Below are 14,359 nucleotides of genomic sequence, written 5' to 3'. Positions count from 1 at the left end.
TTCCCGGGCCACGGACGCGTAGTTGGCCACCGTGAGAGGGTGGATGTTGGCCTCCGCCACCCCACCGGGCCCGTAAAGGTGCTCGTACAGCGCGGAGAGGGTCAGTCCGCGCTCCCTCCCGACGAGCGGCACCTCGTCGAAGGTGTAGAAGTGCACGTCGGAGAAGGCCCCGGGGTTCCCGCGGGGCTCGCGCCCGCGGTGAGGGCCATGTTGACCCGCCGGTCGTGCAGCATGTCACCGAGGACGATGTCGGCAGCGGTGCGACCGAGGTCCGCTTAGTCCCGCGCGATGACGATCTTCATGGGGGCGTTCCGTTCTCGTGGCTCATGACGCATGGCTCGTGGCTCGCGGCTCGTGGATCCGACGCGTGGGACTCAGGAGCGGGGAGCGGACTTCTTCACGTACTGCTCGGTCTTCTTCAGCTGCTTCTTCGCGTCGACTGCGGTGCCGTACGTACGGTCCGAGGTGACGGCCGTGACCGAGACGGCGCCGCCGAGGGCTGCCGTGGAGTCGGCGTCCGGGCGGCCTTCCACGCATTCCGCCGCCGATGACCTGTTCACACTTCCACATGGTGCTGCTGCTCCTTGCCGGGGTGGATCGAGGAGGCCGACGGGGACGGGGACGGGGGCCCCGCGGGTCGCCGGGACATGGCCAACACGGACCCTTTGTACGCCAGGTTCCGTCGGCGGCCGTCCGGACCAGCCGGTACGCGTGCTCGCGGCTGCGCGGCCCCTACCGAATGGCCGTACCGGCGAGCGGGAGGAGGTGGCGCTCCAGGACCGCCGCCACGCCGTCCTCGTCGTTGCCGGCGGTGATCTCGTCGGCGACCGCCTTGAGGCTGTCGTGGGCGTTGGCCATGGCGACCGAGTGGCCCGCCCACGCGCCCTCGACGTGGAGGAGGCGGCCGCCCTGTACCGGGCGTCCACCCTCGCCGAGCGCCGTCCCGTGGAGGACACCGGGCGCTTCACCCGGATGCTCGCCGGCGCCAACCTCGTGATCGTCGCCCGTGACGAGGACGGCCGCCTCATCGGGATCTCCCGCTCGATCACCGACGGCGCGTACGCCACCTACCTCAGCGACCTCGCCGTCGACGCCGCCTACCAGGGCAAGGGCGTCGGCCGCGACCTCATCCGCGCCACCCGGGAGGCCGCGCCGCAGGCCGATCTGATCCTGCTGGCGGCCCCCGCGGCCAAGGACTACTACCCGCACCTCGGGTTCACCGCGCACAACTCCGCCTGGACGATGAACGGTCCGGCCCACCAGGCCTGAACCCTGCCGTACGCGTACCCCGGTGCCCCCCGGCACCGGGGTACGCGCCTTCAGCCCGTGTGCGTGGCCGACGGCGAGGGCACCGCGGGAGCGGGCGGGGCGAGGAGGGAGTCCAACCGGCGGACCGCGGAGCGCCGCTGAACCACCGACAGGGCCGCGATCCCCGCGCCGAGGGCCAGCCAGCCCACGGGCCCGCCCGCCATGACCGCGCCGGTCAGGAGCAGCGGACCGGCCGACTTCTGGACGGACATGGCCATGCCCGCCACTCCCAGGTACGAGGCCCGCGCCTGCTCGGGGGCGAGCGAGACGGCCAGTTCCCAGGAACTCACCGACCTCAGCAGCTCCGCCCCCGTGACCAGCACCGCCGCGGCGAGCAGGGCCACCGAGGCGATCACCGCCCCGGTCCCGGCGCTGAGGGCCAGGAGGACGCAGCACACGAGCATCGTCAGCCCGTACACGGAGACCGCCTCCGCGGCCTGCCGGGGTTGTTCGAACCGTGCCGAGACGCGGAGTTGGAGGACGACGACCAGCACGGTGTTGATGACGAGGAAGGCCGGGACCAGGGCGTGCGGTGCGTCGGTGTGGACGACCAGCCACAGCGGCAGGCCGACGGCCAGGACCGAGTCGTCGAGGCTCATCGGGATGTCGAGCAGCACGAAGCGCAGGTAGCCGCGGTCCCGCCACGGGCTCGGCGCCCGGGTCCGACCGGGCGCCGCATCCGCCCGCGCGGCCCCGCCGTTCACCGCCTCGCCGTTGGCCGCCTCGCCGTTGGCCGCATGCCCGGCCGCCGCCTCCCCTGTGCCCACAGCCCCTCCGGCCGCCGCATCCCCCGCGCCCGCGGCCACCCGGCCCTCGGCCCGCGGTTCCCGGGTGCGCCAGACCAATGCGGCGGCCGCGAGGAACGACACCGCGTTGGCCAGGATCAGCGCCCGGTAGGCGTCCGGAGTCCCGAGCGCGAGACCGGCGGCGGCGATTCCCGCGCCCACCGCGTAGCCCGCGTTCGCCGTACTGCGCGACAGCGCCTGATAGGTGCCGCGCCGCTCGCCCGCCACCCGTGTGGCGAAGAGCATTTCCAGCGCCTTGGCCGCCCGATCGCCGAGGTAAGTGACGGCGACCAGGGGCAGGAGCACGTCGAAGCGGGTGACCACGAGCAGGGCGCCGAGGGTTCCGAGGCGCAGCAGGTGACAGCCGATCAGCAGGGACCGTACCGGGAACCGTCCGGCCAGGTGTCCGGCCAGCGGCGACCCGGCGATGCCCGCCACGGCCGCGGCGCCCAGCATGAAGCCGATGCGGCCGGCGTCCAGGCCCAGGACGAAGGTGAAGTAGAGGACCGAGGAGGCGGCCCACATGCCCGTACCGGCACGGTCGAGGAGCTGGGCGAGCAGCATGATCCGGGCGTCCCGGCCCCCCGGCGGCCGCCGCAACTGGGCCACCAGCCCGGGCCGTCGCGGCTCCCGCCCCTGCCGCCCCTGCCGCCCCTGCCGCCCCTGCGAACCCTTCCCCATCCCCGTACCGCGCCGCCGCATCCCTGGCCTCCGAGCCCCCGTGAAAGTATCTCGATATCGAGATACCAGCGGAAGCCTGCCCGAGATCAATCTTGACGTCAAGATAACTCCGGGGGCCTCGTCGGGCACGCGATCGGGGGGCGGCGGCACTATGGACAGTGCGGACGCACGCGGACGCGGACGCGCACGGACGCGCTGCCCGGGAGGCCGTTCCATGATCCAGATGTCCATACCGCTGATCCCCGCGGATGACGGCGCACTGCTGATCCCCGCCGATGACGTCACCGGCCTCCTGCGTCGACTCGCGGCCGACTGGCTCGAATCGGAGCACACCGGAGAGATGTGCGGCGACGAGCAGACCGTCCGGGACCTGGCGGACGTCCTGACCGAACTCGCCGATCAGATCGATGTCGCCTGCATCGGCTTCACCTCGCCCTCTCCCCATACGTAGGACAGGTGCATTCACGGCGATTCGCCAGATATTGCAGGCCGCCGCCCCCTGACGCATGGTGGCAGCAGTACCCCCTCAGGAAGGAAGAACCCCGTCATGGGCAAGGCGAAGGCAAAGGCGAAGCAGGCCAAGGGCAAGCTCAAGGAAAGCCTCGGCAGCACGATGGACGACAAGCGCATGCAGGCCGAGGGAAGCACCGAGCGGATGGCCGGCAAGGCCGAGGAAATGACCTCCGATGCCGCGGACAAGATGAAGAAGGCCAAGGGACAGCGCTGAGGATGCCGCAAGAGCAGGGCGCGCACGATCCCTCCCGGCCGCCTCCCCCTTCAGCGGAGGCGGCCGTGGTGCGACTGTCGGGCGAGATGGACATCAGCCGGGTCGACGAGGTGCGCGCCCTGCTGCTCGAAGCGATGACCCGCACGGGCGGCCGCGCGGACGTCATCGTCGACCTCAGCGGTCTCACCTTCTGCGATTCCGCGGGACTGAACCTGCTGCTCCGGGCCCGCCTTCAGACCAGGGAATCCGGCCGGACGCTGCGCCTGGCAGCGCCGAGCGCCCAGATGCTGCGGCTGCTGGAGATCACCGGCTCGCTCGCCCTCTTCCCCATCGACACCGCCCCGCCCGGGTCCGGCGACCCCTGACGCCTACCCGGCCACGCCACCGGCCTCGCGGTGGGACTCGTCCTCGTCGGCACCCTCCTCCGCGTCCTCCAGCATCCCGGTCCGCAGCCTGGCCATGATGCGGCCCAGCAGACGGGACACGTGCATCTGGGACAGGCCCAGTCGATCGCCGATCTCGGACTGGTTCAGCTCCTGACCGAAGCGCAGCGAGAGGATCAGCCGGTCGCGGTCACTGAGCGTGGCGATCAGCGGTTTCAGCGTCTCCAGGCACTCGATGCGGTCGTACGCCGTCTCTTCCTCCCCCAGCGGCCACCCGCGGGGGTCGCCGTCCGTCCCCGGTCCCACGGGGGCATCGAGGGAGCCCGCCACGTAGCCGTTGGCCGCCCGGCGGCCCTCGTCGAGCGCCTCCGTGGTGATGCCGAGGCGCTGAGCCAGCTCCAGGTCGGTCGGGTGCCGTCCCAGTTGCTGTTCGAGCGCGTCCTGGGTCTTGGCGATGTCGAGGCGAAGCTCCTGGAGGCGCCGCGGGACCCTGACGGACCAGCTGGTGTCGCGGAAGAACCGCTTCATCTCACCGGTGATGGTGGGAATGGCGAACGTGGTGAACTCGACCCCCCGCTCGACGTCGTATCGGTTGATGGCCTTGATCAGGCCCACCGTGCCGACCTGGACGATGTCCTCCATCGGCTCGGAGCGGTTGCGGAAGCGGCGTGCCGCGTACTTCACCAGGCTGAGGTTGAGCTCGACGAGCGTATTGCGCACGTACGAGTACTCCGGCGTCCCTTCGTCCAGCTCCTTCAGTCGTCGAAAGAGCGCGGCGGACAGCGTCCGCGCCTCGCCGGTGCTGACGGTGAGCGGATCCTCGGGGACATCGGGCGTCTCGGCACGGAGGCCGATGCGGAGGTCGATGCGGAGCGGATCCGTGGTGTCGCTGGAAACGGGTGACATGAGCTTCCTCCGACGGGTTGGTGGGCACCGGCCACCCCGGGGGCGGCGGGAACCGTCGTGGTCTTCCCGAGGGGTTATACCCGCACGGGGGAAGGCCGACCCCCTTTTTACGGAACCATCTCGTCCGGTACGTGGACGTGCAGGACGCAGATGTCGTCGCGGTGGGCCGTGCACAGCGCGGCGAGCGTGGGGGCGAGGGTTTCCCCGAGGCCCTCCCGGAGGAGTCGCACGGCCGCTTCCGCAAGGCGGTCGAGGCAGGTCTGGATGTCCTCGCCCGGTTCCTCCACGAGCCCGTCGGTGTAGAAGAGCAGATGGTCGCCGGGCAGCAGGTCGACGGCGGCCTGCTCGTAGGAGGCTTCGAAGGTCGCGCCGAGAAGGGCGCCCTGCGGCTGCTCGAGGAACTCCGCCCGGTTGCCGCGGATCAGCAGGGGTGGCAGGTGGCCCGCCCGTACCCAGAGCAGCCGCCGGTCCCGGGGCCGGTAGCGGGCCATGACCATGGTGGCGGTGGCACTGCCCGTCGGGTCCGAACGCGTGTGCAGCAGCAGGGTGTTGAGCCGGCGGAGGACCTCGGGCAGGGGCGATCCGGTGATCGCCATGCCCTTGGTGGTGAACCGGAGCTGGGCCATGGTCCCGACGGCGGCCAGCCCGTGACCGGCCACGTCTCCGACGACGAACAGGGCGCTTTCGTCGGGGAGTTCGATAGCGCTGTACCAGTCGCCGCCGACGTTGATCCCGCTGTCGGCGGGTACGTAGGCCACGTCGATGCACAGGCCGGCCAGCTCCAGGGACTGTTCGGGGATCGGCAGCAGCGCGTCCTGGAGGGATGCGGCGAGCGCGCGTTCGGCCTGGAGCATGCCCCGTTGGAGGAGGACGGCCCGTTCGCTCTCGTGCAAGGCGTGTTCGATGTCGTGCTGTGCGGTCAGGTCCTGGAAGAAGCCGTGTACCTCGACGGGTGTTCCGTCGGCGTCCGTCTGGGCCTCGGCGACGATCCGCAGGTGCCGGACCCCGCGCCCGGTGGTGATCCGGAACGGCTGGTCGATGGCCTCCCCCTCGCCCAGCAGCCGCTCGACGGCGGCACCCAGGCGGGGAAGGTCGTCGGGGACGAGGTGGCCCGGCAGGTCCTCCAGCGTCATCGGCCCGCGGGCCGGATCGCGGTCGAAGATCGCGTAGACCTGGTCGGACCAGGTGACGGTGTCCGTGACCAGGTTCCAGCCCGCCCAGCCGAGGTTGCCAAGGCGCTGCATGTCGGCCAGCCGGCGGACCTCGCGCTGACTGGTGTCATGGCAGATCCAGGACACGACCAGGTGGTCTCCGAGCCGGGACGCCCGGACCGAGTAGACGGACTGCCGGGGGACACCGGCGACCACTTCCTCGTAGGTGAAGGGTTCGCCCTCGTACCTGGTTCCGGTGGTGAGCGTGTCGAGGTACCCCTCCCAGAGGGCCGTGCCCGCAACGGTGGGGTACGTCTCCAGGATCCGGCGTCCCACGAGCTCCTTGCCCCGCCGGCCGGCCACGTCCACCGACTCGGGCGCCGCCGCGTCGATGCGGTAGTCCTCCACCTCGCCCGTCTCCGAGCGCAGGGGGGTGAGCAGGGTCGCGGGTCCGGCCATGGTGTCCAGGATCAGCTGGACAGCCGCCGCGTAGTCGCCTCCGACCGCTTCCACGGCCTGGGCGTCCCGGGCCGGTTCCGGCGCCCCCAGGGGCCCCGCGCACAGCCGGGTGGCCCGGCGCAGCAGGGCCCGGGTGTCGGCGGCGAAGGGGCCCGGCCGGGTGCGCAGGAACCCGATGGCCGCCCTCGGCTGCCCGTCGCCCGGCACGGGGACCCAGGCACGCGTCGGCCACCGTCCCGGCGGGTCTCCGATCAGCAGATAGCGCCGGGCGTCCTCATCGGGGTCCTCCAGCCAGAGGGCACGGCGGCCGGCGATCGCTTCGAGCGCCGCGACCCCGCTCAGCGGGGGAACGTGGCGCCACTGCTGGGCCAGCGCCTCGTCGATTCCGGCGCTTCCGGTCAGATCCAGGCCGCCGGCGGCGGCCACGGTGTAGATCATCACCGCGCCCACGTCGGTGGCCGCCCCGAGCACGGTCACCAACAGCTCCGCGATGTCGTCGCCGCCGTGCGCCGTGGCCAGGCCGTCGGCGACGACAGCCAGCAGGCGGTTCAGCTCGCCGTCGCCGTCGTGGGGCCCGACGAGATATCGGCGACGGCTGAACGCCGAAGTGCCGCCCGGCTCGTCCTTCGGGGCCGTGGCCGAGGCCGTGGGCAGGGAGATCCGCGCGGTCCCCGCCGGCTTGCGCACCCGGAGCTGCCCCAACGTGATCCAGCACTCTTCCAGGAGGGTGTGGCCGCGCCGGCCGGCCCGTTCGAGGAGCAGCTCGTAGGCCTCGTCCGCGGACACCTCCGCCCGGGCCATGAGGACGCCCCTGGCCCGCTCGACCACGGCCTCGGTTGCGGCGACGCCTTCGAGGTCGGCGATTTCCGACCGGAGTCTCGCCACGACCCTGGCGAGCGCCACCACCTCGGGTGCGGCGCCCTCACCCACGGGTGCGGCATCGCCCTTCATTCCTTGAGCATGCCACGCCCGCCTGCCACCCGCCCGGGTGCGGGCCCGGCGTCACTCGTCGCGCGGGCCGACCCACCGCGTCCCCTTTCGGCCCGGCTTCCCGTTCGGCTTCTCGGGCTGCTGCGGACGGTCCAGGCGGCTGGCCTCGTCCGTGTCGGCAGCGGGCGTGGTCCCGCCGTCGCGGCGGTCGGCGTGCGGCTTGCGGCGCCGGTCCTGTTTCCCCCCGCCCTCCAAGGGCACTCCCCCGGCACCACCCTGCTCGTCCATGGCCGTCCTCCTCGCTCGACGGGAGCCGCGCGGCTCGGCGGCGGCCCCGCACGGGCGACTGCCCCGCACCGGGCCGCGCAAACCGGTGGCATCGGCGCACGGTCCTGCGGTCCCGGCCTCCCCACGGCCGCTTCCGCGTCGGCCGCACACGGTTGGGTAGGCGCCCGGTGCGGGGTGCGGCCTCGGCCATCATGGCTGCGACGGGGGTCGCACTCCGTCACCGACGGCCGCCGCACCGGAGGTCGCACGACCGCAGCAGGGCCGGGGCTCCCGAGTTGCCGTCGAGCGGCCCTGTGGGGAGGCGCGCGGGGTGCACCCGCTCGACCTGTGGCGTGCCGAAGGATTTCCGGCGGCTGGTCACGCGCCGGCCCGCACCGCCGATCCGGCCGGGCAACCCGGTGCCGTGGCACCGGTCCGTCGCAGGGAGTCCCCGTGCACGTCCTGCTCGTCGCGAGCGCCTTCAACAGTCTCACCCAGCGGGTCCACGCCGAGCTGCGCGATCGCGGCCACAGCGTCGCCGTGGAGCTGGCGCTCCCCGCGGCCGACCTGGCGGCTTCCGTCCGGCGCCACCGTCCCGAGCTGATCGTCGCCCCGATGCTGACCTCGGCCGTGCCGGAGGAGGTCTGGTCCGCCCACACCTGCCTGATCGTGCATCCCGGTCCGGTCGGGGACCGGGGTCCCTCCTCGCTGGACCGGGCGGTGCTCGACGGGGTCCCGCGGTGGGGCGTCACCGTGCTGCAGGCCAATGCGGAGATGGACGCCGGCGACGTGTGGGCCTCGGTGGAGTGTCCCGGGCCGGACCCGGGGCGGGTCGAAGAGCGCCTGGTACCGGGGCGAGGTCGCCGACGCGGCCCTGGAGGCCGTTTTGCTCGCCGTGGACCGCTTCGCCTCCGGAACGTACGTCCCCGAGCCGCAGACCGAGGGCCTGGCCCGCCCCCTGCTGCGCCAGGAGCACCGCCGGATCGACTGGCTGCGGGACGGTACCGAGCGCGTGCTGCGCACCCTGCGCGCGGCGGACTCCCGGCCCGGCGTACGGGACGAGCTGCTGGGCGGCACCTGGTACCTGCACGGCGGTCACCCGGAGGACCGGCTGCGCGGCCGCCCCGGCGATCTGCTGGCGACCAGGGCGGGGGCGATCTGCCGGGCCACCGTCGACGGAGCCGTGTGGATCCCGGAGCTGCGGGCCCACCGCGCCCCGGGGCAGCCGGCCACCCCCAAGCTCCCCGCCGTGCTCGCGCTCGGTGAGCGGCTGCCCGTGCTGCCGGAAGAGCCCGCCCCGGGGGACACCGGCCGGGGGCCCGGACCCCGTACCTGGTCCGACATCGGTTACCACGAGGACCGCGGGGCCGGTTTCCTGTCGTTCTCCTTCCCGGGCGGCGCGATGAGCACCGCCCACTGCCGCCGCCTGCTGGACGCCTACCGTGCGGCCTGCGCCCGGCCGACTTCGGTGCTCGTGCTCGGTGGCGGGCGGGACTTCTCCTCCAACGGGATCCACCTGGGCGTCATCGAGGCCGCCGCGGATCCCGCCGGGGAGTCCTGGGCCAACATCCACGCCATGGACGATCTGGTGGAAGCCGTCCTGACCACCACCGACCGGCTCGTGATCTCCGCGCTGGGCGGCAACGCGGCCGCCGGAGGAGCCGTGCTGGCCCTCGCGGCCGACGAGGTGTGGTGCCGTTCCGGCGTGGTCCTCAATCCGCACTACGGGCTGATGGGCCTGTACGGATCGGAGTTCTGGACGTACACCCTGCCGCGCCGGATCGGCTCGGCCGCCGCGGAGCGCCTCACGGCGGAAGCCCTGCCACTGAGCACCCGGGCGGCCCGTCGGCTGGGCCTGGTCGACCGGACGATCGACTGTGCGCCCGGGGAGTTCGCGGACCGGGCCTCGGCGCTCGCCGCGCGCCTGGCCGGCCATCCCGCCACCGCATCCCGGATCGCCACCAAGAAGGCCCGCCGGGAGCTGGACGAGGCGCGGCGTCCACTGGCCTCCTACCGGGCGGCCGAGCTGGAGCGGATGCGGCAGACCTTCTTCGACCCGCAGTCCCCGTACCACGCGCTGCGCCGGGCCTTCGTGGGCAAGGTGCGCCCGGATGCGACGCCGCCGCACCTCGCGCGCGCCGTACCGGCCCGGCACGGCGCTCCGCCGTCCGCGCGACCGGTACCCGTCACCGGACCGGGCGTACCCGACGCGGCACCGGACCCCGGTCGGTCCGGGTTTTGTCACAGCAGTTGGAGCGGGACTTGAACTGCGTCGCCACGTCCAGCATGGGACGGCTCTTCGACGCCGTCTCCTCGCTGGCGGGCATCTGCCAGTACTCCGGGTACGAGGCCCAGGCCGCGATGGAGCTCGAATCCGCCGCGCTGCGGGCGACGGAACGCCCCGGCTCCGGCCCTGGCCGGCTCCCCTACGCCTTCGCCCTGAACCGGCCGGCGCCCGGCCACGAGGCCCCCGTCACCGCAGATCCGGCCCCCTCGCTGGCTTCGGTGGTGGCCGATCTGCGGGCGCGGGTGGATCCGTCCGTGATCGCGGCACGCTTCCACGCCGCGATCACCGGGCTCGTCGCGGAGCTGTGCGTCCTGGCACGCGAACGGCACGCGCTGGACACGGTGGCGCTGACCGGCGGGGTCTTCGCCAACACCCTGTTGTCCTCGGCCTGCGCCCGCGTGCTGCGCGAGCGCGGCTTCACCGTACTGCGGCACCGCCAGGCCCCGCCGAACGACGGCGGGCTGGCACTCGGTCAGCTCATGGTGGCGGCCGCCCGCGGCGCCACCGACCCCCCACAGCGAGGAGAGGCCCATGTGCTTGGCGGTACCCGGCAGAGTGCTTGACATCGCGGAGAAGGACGGCACCCGCATGGCCACGGTCGACTTCGGCGGCGTACAGAAGGAGGTGTGCCTGGAGTACCTGCCCGACCTCCAGGTCGGCGAGTACGCCATCGTTCACGTGGGCTTCGCCCTGCAGCGCCTGGACGAGGAGTCCGCCAAGCAGACCCTTGAGCTGTTCGCGGAACTCGGCATGCTCCAGGAGGAGTTCGGCGATCCGTGGGAGCTGGCGGCGGACGCCGCCGACGGTGGCGAGGGAGGGCCGCGGTGAAGTACATCGACGAGTTCCAGGACCCCGCCCTCGCGCGGCGGCTCCTGGACGAGATCCACTCCGCGGTGACCCGGCCCTGGGCCCTGATGGAGGTGTGCGGCGGCCAGACCCACACCATCATCCGGCACGGAATCGATCAACTCCTCCCGGATCAGGTGGAGTTGATACACGGACCGGGGTGTCCCGTTTGCGTCACCCCGCTGGAGGTCATCGACAAGGCCCTGGAGATCGCCTCCCGGCCGGGCGTGATCTTCTGCTCCTTCGGCGACATGCTCCGGGTCCCCGGAACCGGCCGGGACCTGTTCCGGGTCCGCAGCGAGGGCGGTGACGTACGGGTGGTCTACTCGCCGCTCGACGCCCTGGCCATCGCCCGGCAGAACCCGGACCGCGAGGTGGTGTTCTTCGGCATCGGCTTCGAGACCACGGCCCCGCCGAACGCGATGACGGTCCATCAGGCGAAGCGGCTGGGCATCCCCAACTTCAGCCTGCTGGTCTCCCACGTCCGGGTGCCCCCGGCCATCGAGGCCATCATGCGCTCCCCGAGCTGCCGGGTGCAGGGCTTCCTCGCCGCCCGACACGTGTGCAGCGTGATGGGGATGACGGAGTACCCGGAGCTCGCGGAACGGCACCGGGTGCCGATCGTGGTGACGGGCTTCGAGCCGCTGGACATCCTCGAAGGCGTCCGCCGGACCGTGCTCCAGCTCGAACGGGGCGAGCACACCGTGGAGAACGCCTACGCGCGCGCCGTGCGCCCGGAGGGCAACCCCGCAGCCCTCGCCATGCTGGAAGACGTCTTCGAGGTCACGGACCGGGCCTGGCGCGGCATCGGGGTCATTCCGGACAGCGGCTGGCGACTGTCCGAGCGCTACCGGGAGTTCGACGCCGAGCACCGCTTCTCGGTCACCGGGATCACCACGCGGGAGCCCGCCGAGTGCCGCAGCGGCGAGGTGCTCCAGGGACTCATCGAACCGCACGAGTGCGAGGCCTTCGGCACCCTGTGCACGCCGCGCTCGCCGCTCGGCGCCACGATGGTCTCCAGCGAGGGCGCCTGCGCCGCGTACTACCTCTACCGCCGGCTCGACCTCCAGGCCGCGCCGGCCTCCCCGACGACATCGCTGGAGGCGAGCCCCGTTGGCTGAGACCGCACCCCTGGACGTCACCGGCTGGACCTGCCCGGCCCCGCTGCGCGACCATCCCCGGGTGGTGATGGGTCACGGCGGAGGCGGCGCGCTGTCCGCCGAACTCGTCCAGCACCTCTTCCTCCCGGAGTTCTGCGGCGCCGCCCTCGCCCAGCTCGGGGACTCCGCAGCGCTCACCCTCGGCGGCGTCCGGCTGGCCTTCTCCACGGACTCCTACGTCGTGCGCCCGCTGTTCTTCCCGGGCGGCTGCATCGGCGACCTCGCGGTCAACGGCACGGTCAACGACCTGGCCATGTCGGGGGCCGAACCGGCCTACCTCTCCTGTGGGTTCATCCTGGAGGAGGGCGTGGACCTGTCCGTGGTCTCGCGGGTGGCCCGCGCGATGGGCGAGGCGGCCCGCGCCGCGGGCGTGGAGGTGGTCACCGGGGACACCAAGGTCGTGGAGAGCGGGCACGGGGACGGGGTCTACATCAACACCGCGGGCATCGGCGTCATCCCCGCGGGGGTGGACCTGCGCGCGCAGCGGGTCGTACCGGGCGACGTGGTCATCGTCAGCGGTGAGATCGGGCTGCACGGCGTGGCCATCATGAGCGTGCGCGAAGGCCTGGAGTTCGGGGTGGACGTGGAGAGCGACTGCGCTCCGCTGGCCGGCCTCGTACGGAGCATGCTCGCGGTCACCCCGGACCTGCACGTCCTGCGCGACCCCACCCGGGGCGGTCTGGCCGCCGCCCTCAACGAGATCGCCACGGCCTCCGGCACCGGCGTCCTGATCCACGAGGCGCGGGTGCCCGTACCCCCATCCGTGGCGAACGCCTGCTCGATCCTCGGCCTGGACCCGTTCTACGTGGCCAACGAGGGCAAGCTCGTGGCCTTCGTGCCGCGCGAGCACGCCGACGCCGTGCTCGACGCGATGCGGGCGCATCCGCTGGGGCGCGCGGCGACCGTGATCGGCGAGGCCGTGGAGGCCCACCCCGGCATGGTGGTGGCCCGGACCAGGCTGGGCGGCACCCGCGTGGTGGACCTGCCGATCGGGGAGCAGCTGCCGCGGATCTGCTGATCGGGGCGCGGGCGGACGTGACGTGGGCGGACGTGACGTGGGCGGACGTGACGTGGGCGGCTCCCCGGCACGCGCCGGGGGGCCGCGCGGTCCGAGCGGTCGGCCGCACGGGTCATGGCAGCGGTCCGGGCCCTGAACCAGCGCGCCGCGCGGTCCGTGCTCAGACGGCGGGCATACCGTCCGTACGCGGACCACCGCCCCGCACCGACCCGCACCGACCCGGACCGGAGGAACCCCGTGCCGACACCCGGAGAACCCACTCCACCGACCCGCCAGACCACCGCCCCCGCCCGGACCCACGGGCAGCCGGCACCGGCGCCCGCGGGCAACCGGGCCGTCGGGATGCTGATGGCCACCACACCCTGCTCGGCCCGCGACGCACTGCGGATCCTCGCGACGGCCGCGGACCTGGCCGACGTCGCCGTCGAGGACCTGGCTGCCGCGATGTCGGCCACCGCGTGCGGCGCGGCCCTGCCCGCCCGCCTGGAACGCGCCCTGCGCCACTCCCTCGAAGCCGCCCGGACCCGCGGGCCGGCGGGCGGTCCCCACCCTGCCGGGCTCGCGCCGAATCCCGCCCGGGCCGAGGAGGTGCTGACCCGGCTGCGCGGCTGTCAGGCCCGGCTCGCGGCCGCACCCCAGGACCCCGCGGCCCTGCGGGCCATGGACGACACCGCGTACACCTTGTGCGTGCTGATGGGCAGGCCCACCGCCCTCGAAGCCATCACCGCGGCGGAGGAACTGCTCGCCGCCGCCACGCCGACGCTCTAAGCCGGGGCCGTCTTGCCGCTCGGGTCAGCGCTTGGCCGTGTAGCGGACGCGCGCCCACAGGGGCAGCACGAACCAGCACAGCACGTACCAAGCGAACACTCCGCCCACGAGCCACGTCGCGAGGGCGTTGTCGGTGGCGACCCTGAGGACGAGGAGCAGGGCCGAGGTGCACGTGGCCAGGAGCAGCAGGAGGCCTGTGAAGGTCAGGCGCGCGGCCCAGGCAACGGCCTCGGGCTTGATCCTGCGCCCCGAGACGATTCGGTGGAAGGCCACCGGGCCGATCAGGGCGCCGGTCGCCAGGGATCCCAGGACCACGGTGACGACGTAGATCGTCTTCTCGGTCTGCGCGAGCCCCGCGAACACGGGGGCGAAGGCCACCGTCAGCAGGAATCCGAACAGGATCTGGACACCCGTCTGGGCGACCCGGATCTCCTGGACCAGTTCCTGCCACTGCCGGTCCGCGCGTTCCTCCGCGGACTCGTCCCGTCCCGCCTGCTCCGTCCCGTCCGTCATCAGGCCGCCTCTCCGAGTGGTGTCCCCGCCCCTCGTCTACCCCCGGTCTCCCGCATCATGTTCCGCGGCGCGCGGGGCCCGCGCGGCCAGCCGACTGGAGCGGATGACGGCTACGGGCCACGTCCGCTCCACGGCCGCGCTCGTCCCCGAGTACCAGGGTGAGGGGATCA

At 73.0% G+C, this 14,359-nt stretch carries 15 protein-coding genes and 3 pseudogenes; 10 read left to right on the top strand and 8 right to left on the bottom strand.

Annotated features, from left to right (window positions below):
• Nucleotides 1-374: 374 nt before the first annotated feature.
• Together ACE1OC_RS38425 and ACE1OC_RS38420 are read right to left on the bottom strand one after the other, a co-directional pair.
• On the bottom strand, nt 375-560 hold the full coding sequence (locus ACE1OC_RS38425) for a hypothetical protein (protein ID WP_407840926.1): 186 nt from the start codon (nt 558-560) through the stop codon (nt 375-377).
• A gap of 172 nt (nt 561-732) precedes the next feature.
• A pseudogene (locus ACE1OC_RS38420) lies at nt 733-882 on the bottom strand (HAD family hydrolase); the annotation flags it as partial.
• Here ACE1OC_RS38420 and ACE1OC_RS38415 point away from each other — a divergent pair.
• Nucleotides 868-1,269: a GNAT family N-acetyltransferase gene (locus tag ACE1OC_RS38415; RefSeq protein WP_407840925.1), complete on the top strand. Its 402-nt coding sequence runs from the start codon at nt 868-870 to the stop codon at nt 1,267-1,269. The pseudogene ACE1OC_RS38420 and the gene ACE1OC_RS38415 overlap by 15 nt on opposite strands.
• Before the next feature lie 50 nt (nt 1,270-1,319).
• Here ACE1OC_RS38415 and ACE1OC_RS38410 read toward each other — a convergent pair whose 3' ends face one another.
• Complete coding sequence (locus tag ACE1OC_RS38410) at nt 1,320-2,657, bottom strand: MFS transporter (RefSeq protein WP_407840924.1); 1,338 nt, start codon at nt 2,655-2,657, stop codon at nt 1,320-1,322.
• Nucleotides 2,658-2,988: 331 nt separating this feature from the next.
• Here ACE1OC_RS38410 and ACE1OC_RS38405 point away from each other — a divergent pair, with 331 nt between their 5' ends.
• From ACE1OC_RS38405 to ACE1OC_RS38395, 3 genes are all read left to right on the top strand, one after another.
• Nucleotides 2,989-3,225, top strand: coding sequence for a DUF6213 family protein (locus ACE1OC_RS38405; protein WP_407840923.1), 237 nt, complete (start codon nt 2,989-2,991; stop codon nt 3,223-3,225).
• Nucleotides 3,226-3,321: 96 nt separating this feature from the next.
• Entirely contained in the window at nt 3,322-3,501 is a 180-nt protein-coding gene (locus ACE1OC_RS38400) for a CsbD family protein (RefSeq protein ID WP_389694978.1), read from the top strand.
• Between the two features lie 65 nt (nt 3,502-3,566).
• Nucleotides 3,567-3,866 carry an STAS domain-containing protein gene (locus ACE1OC_RS38395; protein WP_407840922.1) on the top strand — a complete coding sequence of 100 codons (300 nt, stop codon included), beginning with the start codon at nt 3,567-3,569 and terminating at the stop codon, nt 3,864-3,866.
• Nucleotides 3,867-3,869: 3 nt separating this feature from the next.
• Here ACE1OC_RS38395 and ACE1OC_RS38390 read toward each other — a convergent pair whose 3' ends face one another.
• The 4 genes from ACE1OC_RS38390 to ACE1OC_RS38375 all read right to left on the bottom strand — a co-directional run bounded on the left by ACE1OC_RS38390 (nt 3,870) and on the right by ACE1OC_RS38375 (nt 8,188).
• Nucleotides 3,870-4,868, bottom strand: coding sequence for a SigB/SigF/SigG family RNA polymerase sigma factor (locus tag ACE1OC_RS38390; protein WP_407841813.1), 999 nt, complete (start codon nt 4,866-4,868; stop codon nt 3,870-3,872).
• A gap of 29 nt (nt 4,869-4,897) precedes the next feature.
• Nucleotides 4,898-7,351, bottom strand: a complete 2,454-nt coding sequence (locus ACE1OC_RS38385; protein WP_407840921.1) for a SpoIIE family protein phosphatase — start codon at nt 7,349-7,351, stop codon at nt 4,898-4,900.
• 51 nt (nt 7,352-7,402) lie between these two features.
• On the bottom strand, nt 7,403-7,618 hold the full coding sequence (locus ACE1OC_RS38380; protein WP_407840920.1) for a hypothetical protein: 216 nt from the start codon (nt 7,616-7,618) through the stop codon (nt 7,403-7,405).
• A 357-nt stretch (nt 7,619-7,975) separates the two neighbouring features.
• Complete coding sequence (locus ACE1OC_RS38375; protein WP_407841858.1) at nt 7,976-8,188, bottom strand: hypothetical protein; 213 nt, start codon at nt 8,186-8,188, stop codon at nt 7,976-7,978.
• Between ACE1OC_RS38375 and ACE1OC_RS38370 the strand changes: the two are divergent.
• The 6 genes and pseudogenes from ACE1OC_RS38370 to ACE1OC_RS38345 all read left to right on the top strand — a co-directional run bounded on the left by ACE1OC_RS38370 (nt 8,111) and on the right by ACE1OC_RS38345 (nt 13,676).
• Nucleotides 8,111-9,863 (top strand): annotated as a pseudogene (locus ACE1OC_RS38370) (enoyl-CoA hydratase-related protein). The gene ACE1OC_RS38375 and the pseudogene ACE1OC_RS38370 overlap by 78 nt on opposite strands.
• Nucleotides 9,761-10,447 (top strand): annotated as a pseudogene (locus ACE1OC_RS38365) (hypothetical protein); the annotation flags it as partial. The pseudogenes ACE1OC_RS38370 and ACE1OC_RS38365, both read left to right, overlap by 103 nt.
• Nucleotides 10,416-10,712, top strand: coding sequence for a HypC/HybG/HupF family hydrogenase formation chaperone (locus tag ACE1OC_RS38360; protein ID WP_274546756.1), 297 nt, complete (start codon nt 10,416-10,418; stop codon nt 10,710-10,712). The pseudogene ACE1OC_RS38365 and the gene ACE1OC_RS38360, both read left to right, overlap by 32 nt.
• Complete coding sequence (gene hypD / locus ACE1OC_RS38355) at nt 10,709-11,851, top strand: hydrogenase formation protein HypD (protein ID WP_407840919.1); 1,143 nt, start codon at nt 10,709-10,711, stop codon at nt 11,849-11,851. The genes ACE1OC_RS38360 and hypD overlap by 4 nt, the downstream gene beginning before the upstream one ends.
• The gene (gene hypE / locus ACE1OC_RS38350; RefSeq protein ID WP_407840918.1) at nt 11,844-12,908 is read left to right on the top strand and encodes a hydrogenase expression/formation protein HypE; all 1,065 of its coding nucleotides are present in this window, start codon (nt 11,844-11,846) and stop codon (nt 12,906-12,908) included. Before hypD ends, hypE begins: the two co-directional genes overlap by 8 nt.
• 237 nt (nt 12,909-13,145) lie before the next feature.
• A complete protein-coding gene (locus ACE1OC_RS38345) occupies nt 13,146-13,676 on the top strand; it encodes a DUF5133 domain-containing protein (protein ID WP_407840917.1) in 531 nt (176 codons plus the stop codon).
• Between the two features lie 24 nt (nt 13,677-13,700).
• On the opposite strand, the gene ACE1OC_RS38340 is transcribed toward ACE1OC_RS38345, so the two are convergent.
• The gene (locus ACE1OC_RS38340) at nt 13,701-14,189 is read right to left on the bottom strand and encodes a DUF6328 family protein (RefSeq protein ID WP_407840916.1); all 489 of its coding nucleotides are present in this window, start codon (nt 14,187-14,189) and stop codon (nt 13,701-13,703) included.
• Nucleotides 14,190-14,359 lie beyond the last annotated feature (170 nt).

This window comes from Streptomyces stoeckheimensis, assembly GCF_045822005.1.
Classification (GTDB): Bacteria; Actinomycetota; Actinomycetes; order Streptomycetales; family Streptomycetaceae; genus Streptomyces; species Streptomyces stoeckheimensis.
Note: the sequence above shows the minus strand (reverse complement) of the source record. Positions and strands in the feature narration are given on the sequence as shown.

Bases quoted from the DNA above. Each gene is read 5' to 3' on its own strand.
- ACE1OC_RS38380 (WP_407840920.1), bottom strand. From the start codon at position 7,618: ATGGACGAGCAGGGTGGTGCCGGGGGAGTGCCCTTGGAGGGCGGGGGG.
- ACE1OC_RS38405 (WP_407840923.1), top strand. From the start codon at position 2,989: ATGATCCAGATGTCCATACCGCTGATCCCCGCGGATGACGGCGCACTG.
- ACE1OC_RS38360 (WP_274546756.1), top strand. From the start codon at position 10,416: ATGTGCTTGGCGGTACCCGGCAGAGTGCTTGACATCGCGGAGAAGGAC.
- ACE1OC_RS38340 (WP_407840916.1), bottom strand. From the start codon at position 14,189: ATGACGGACGGGACGGAGCAGGCGGGACGGGACGAGTCCGCGGAGGAA.
- ACE1OC_RS38400 (WP_389694978.1), top strand. From the start codon at position 3,322: ATGGGCAAGGCGAAGGCAAAGGCGAAGCAGGCCAAGGGCAAGCTCAAG.
- ACE1OC_RS38410 (WP_407840924.1), bottom strand. From the start codon at position 2,657: ATGCTGCTCGCCCAGCTCCTCGACCGTGCCGGTACGGGCATGTGGGCC.
- ACE1OC_RS38385 (WP_407840921.1), bottom strand. From the start codon at position 7,351: ATGAAGGGCGATGCCGCACCCGTGGGTGAGGGCGCCGCACCCGAGGTG.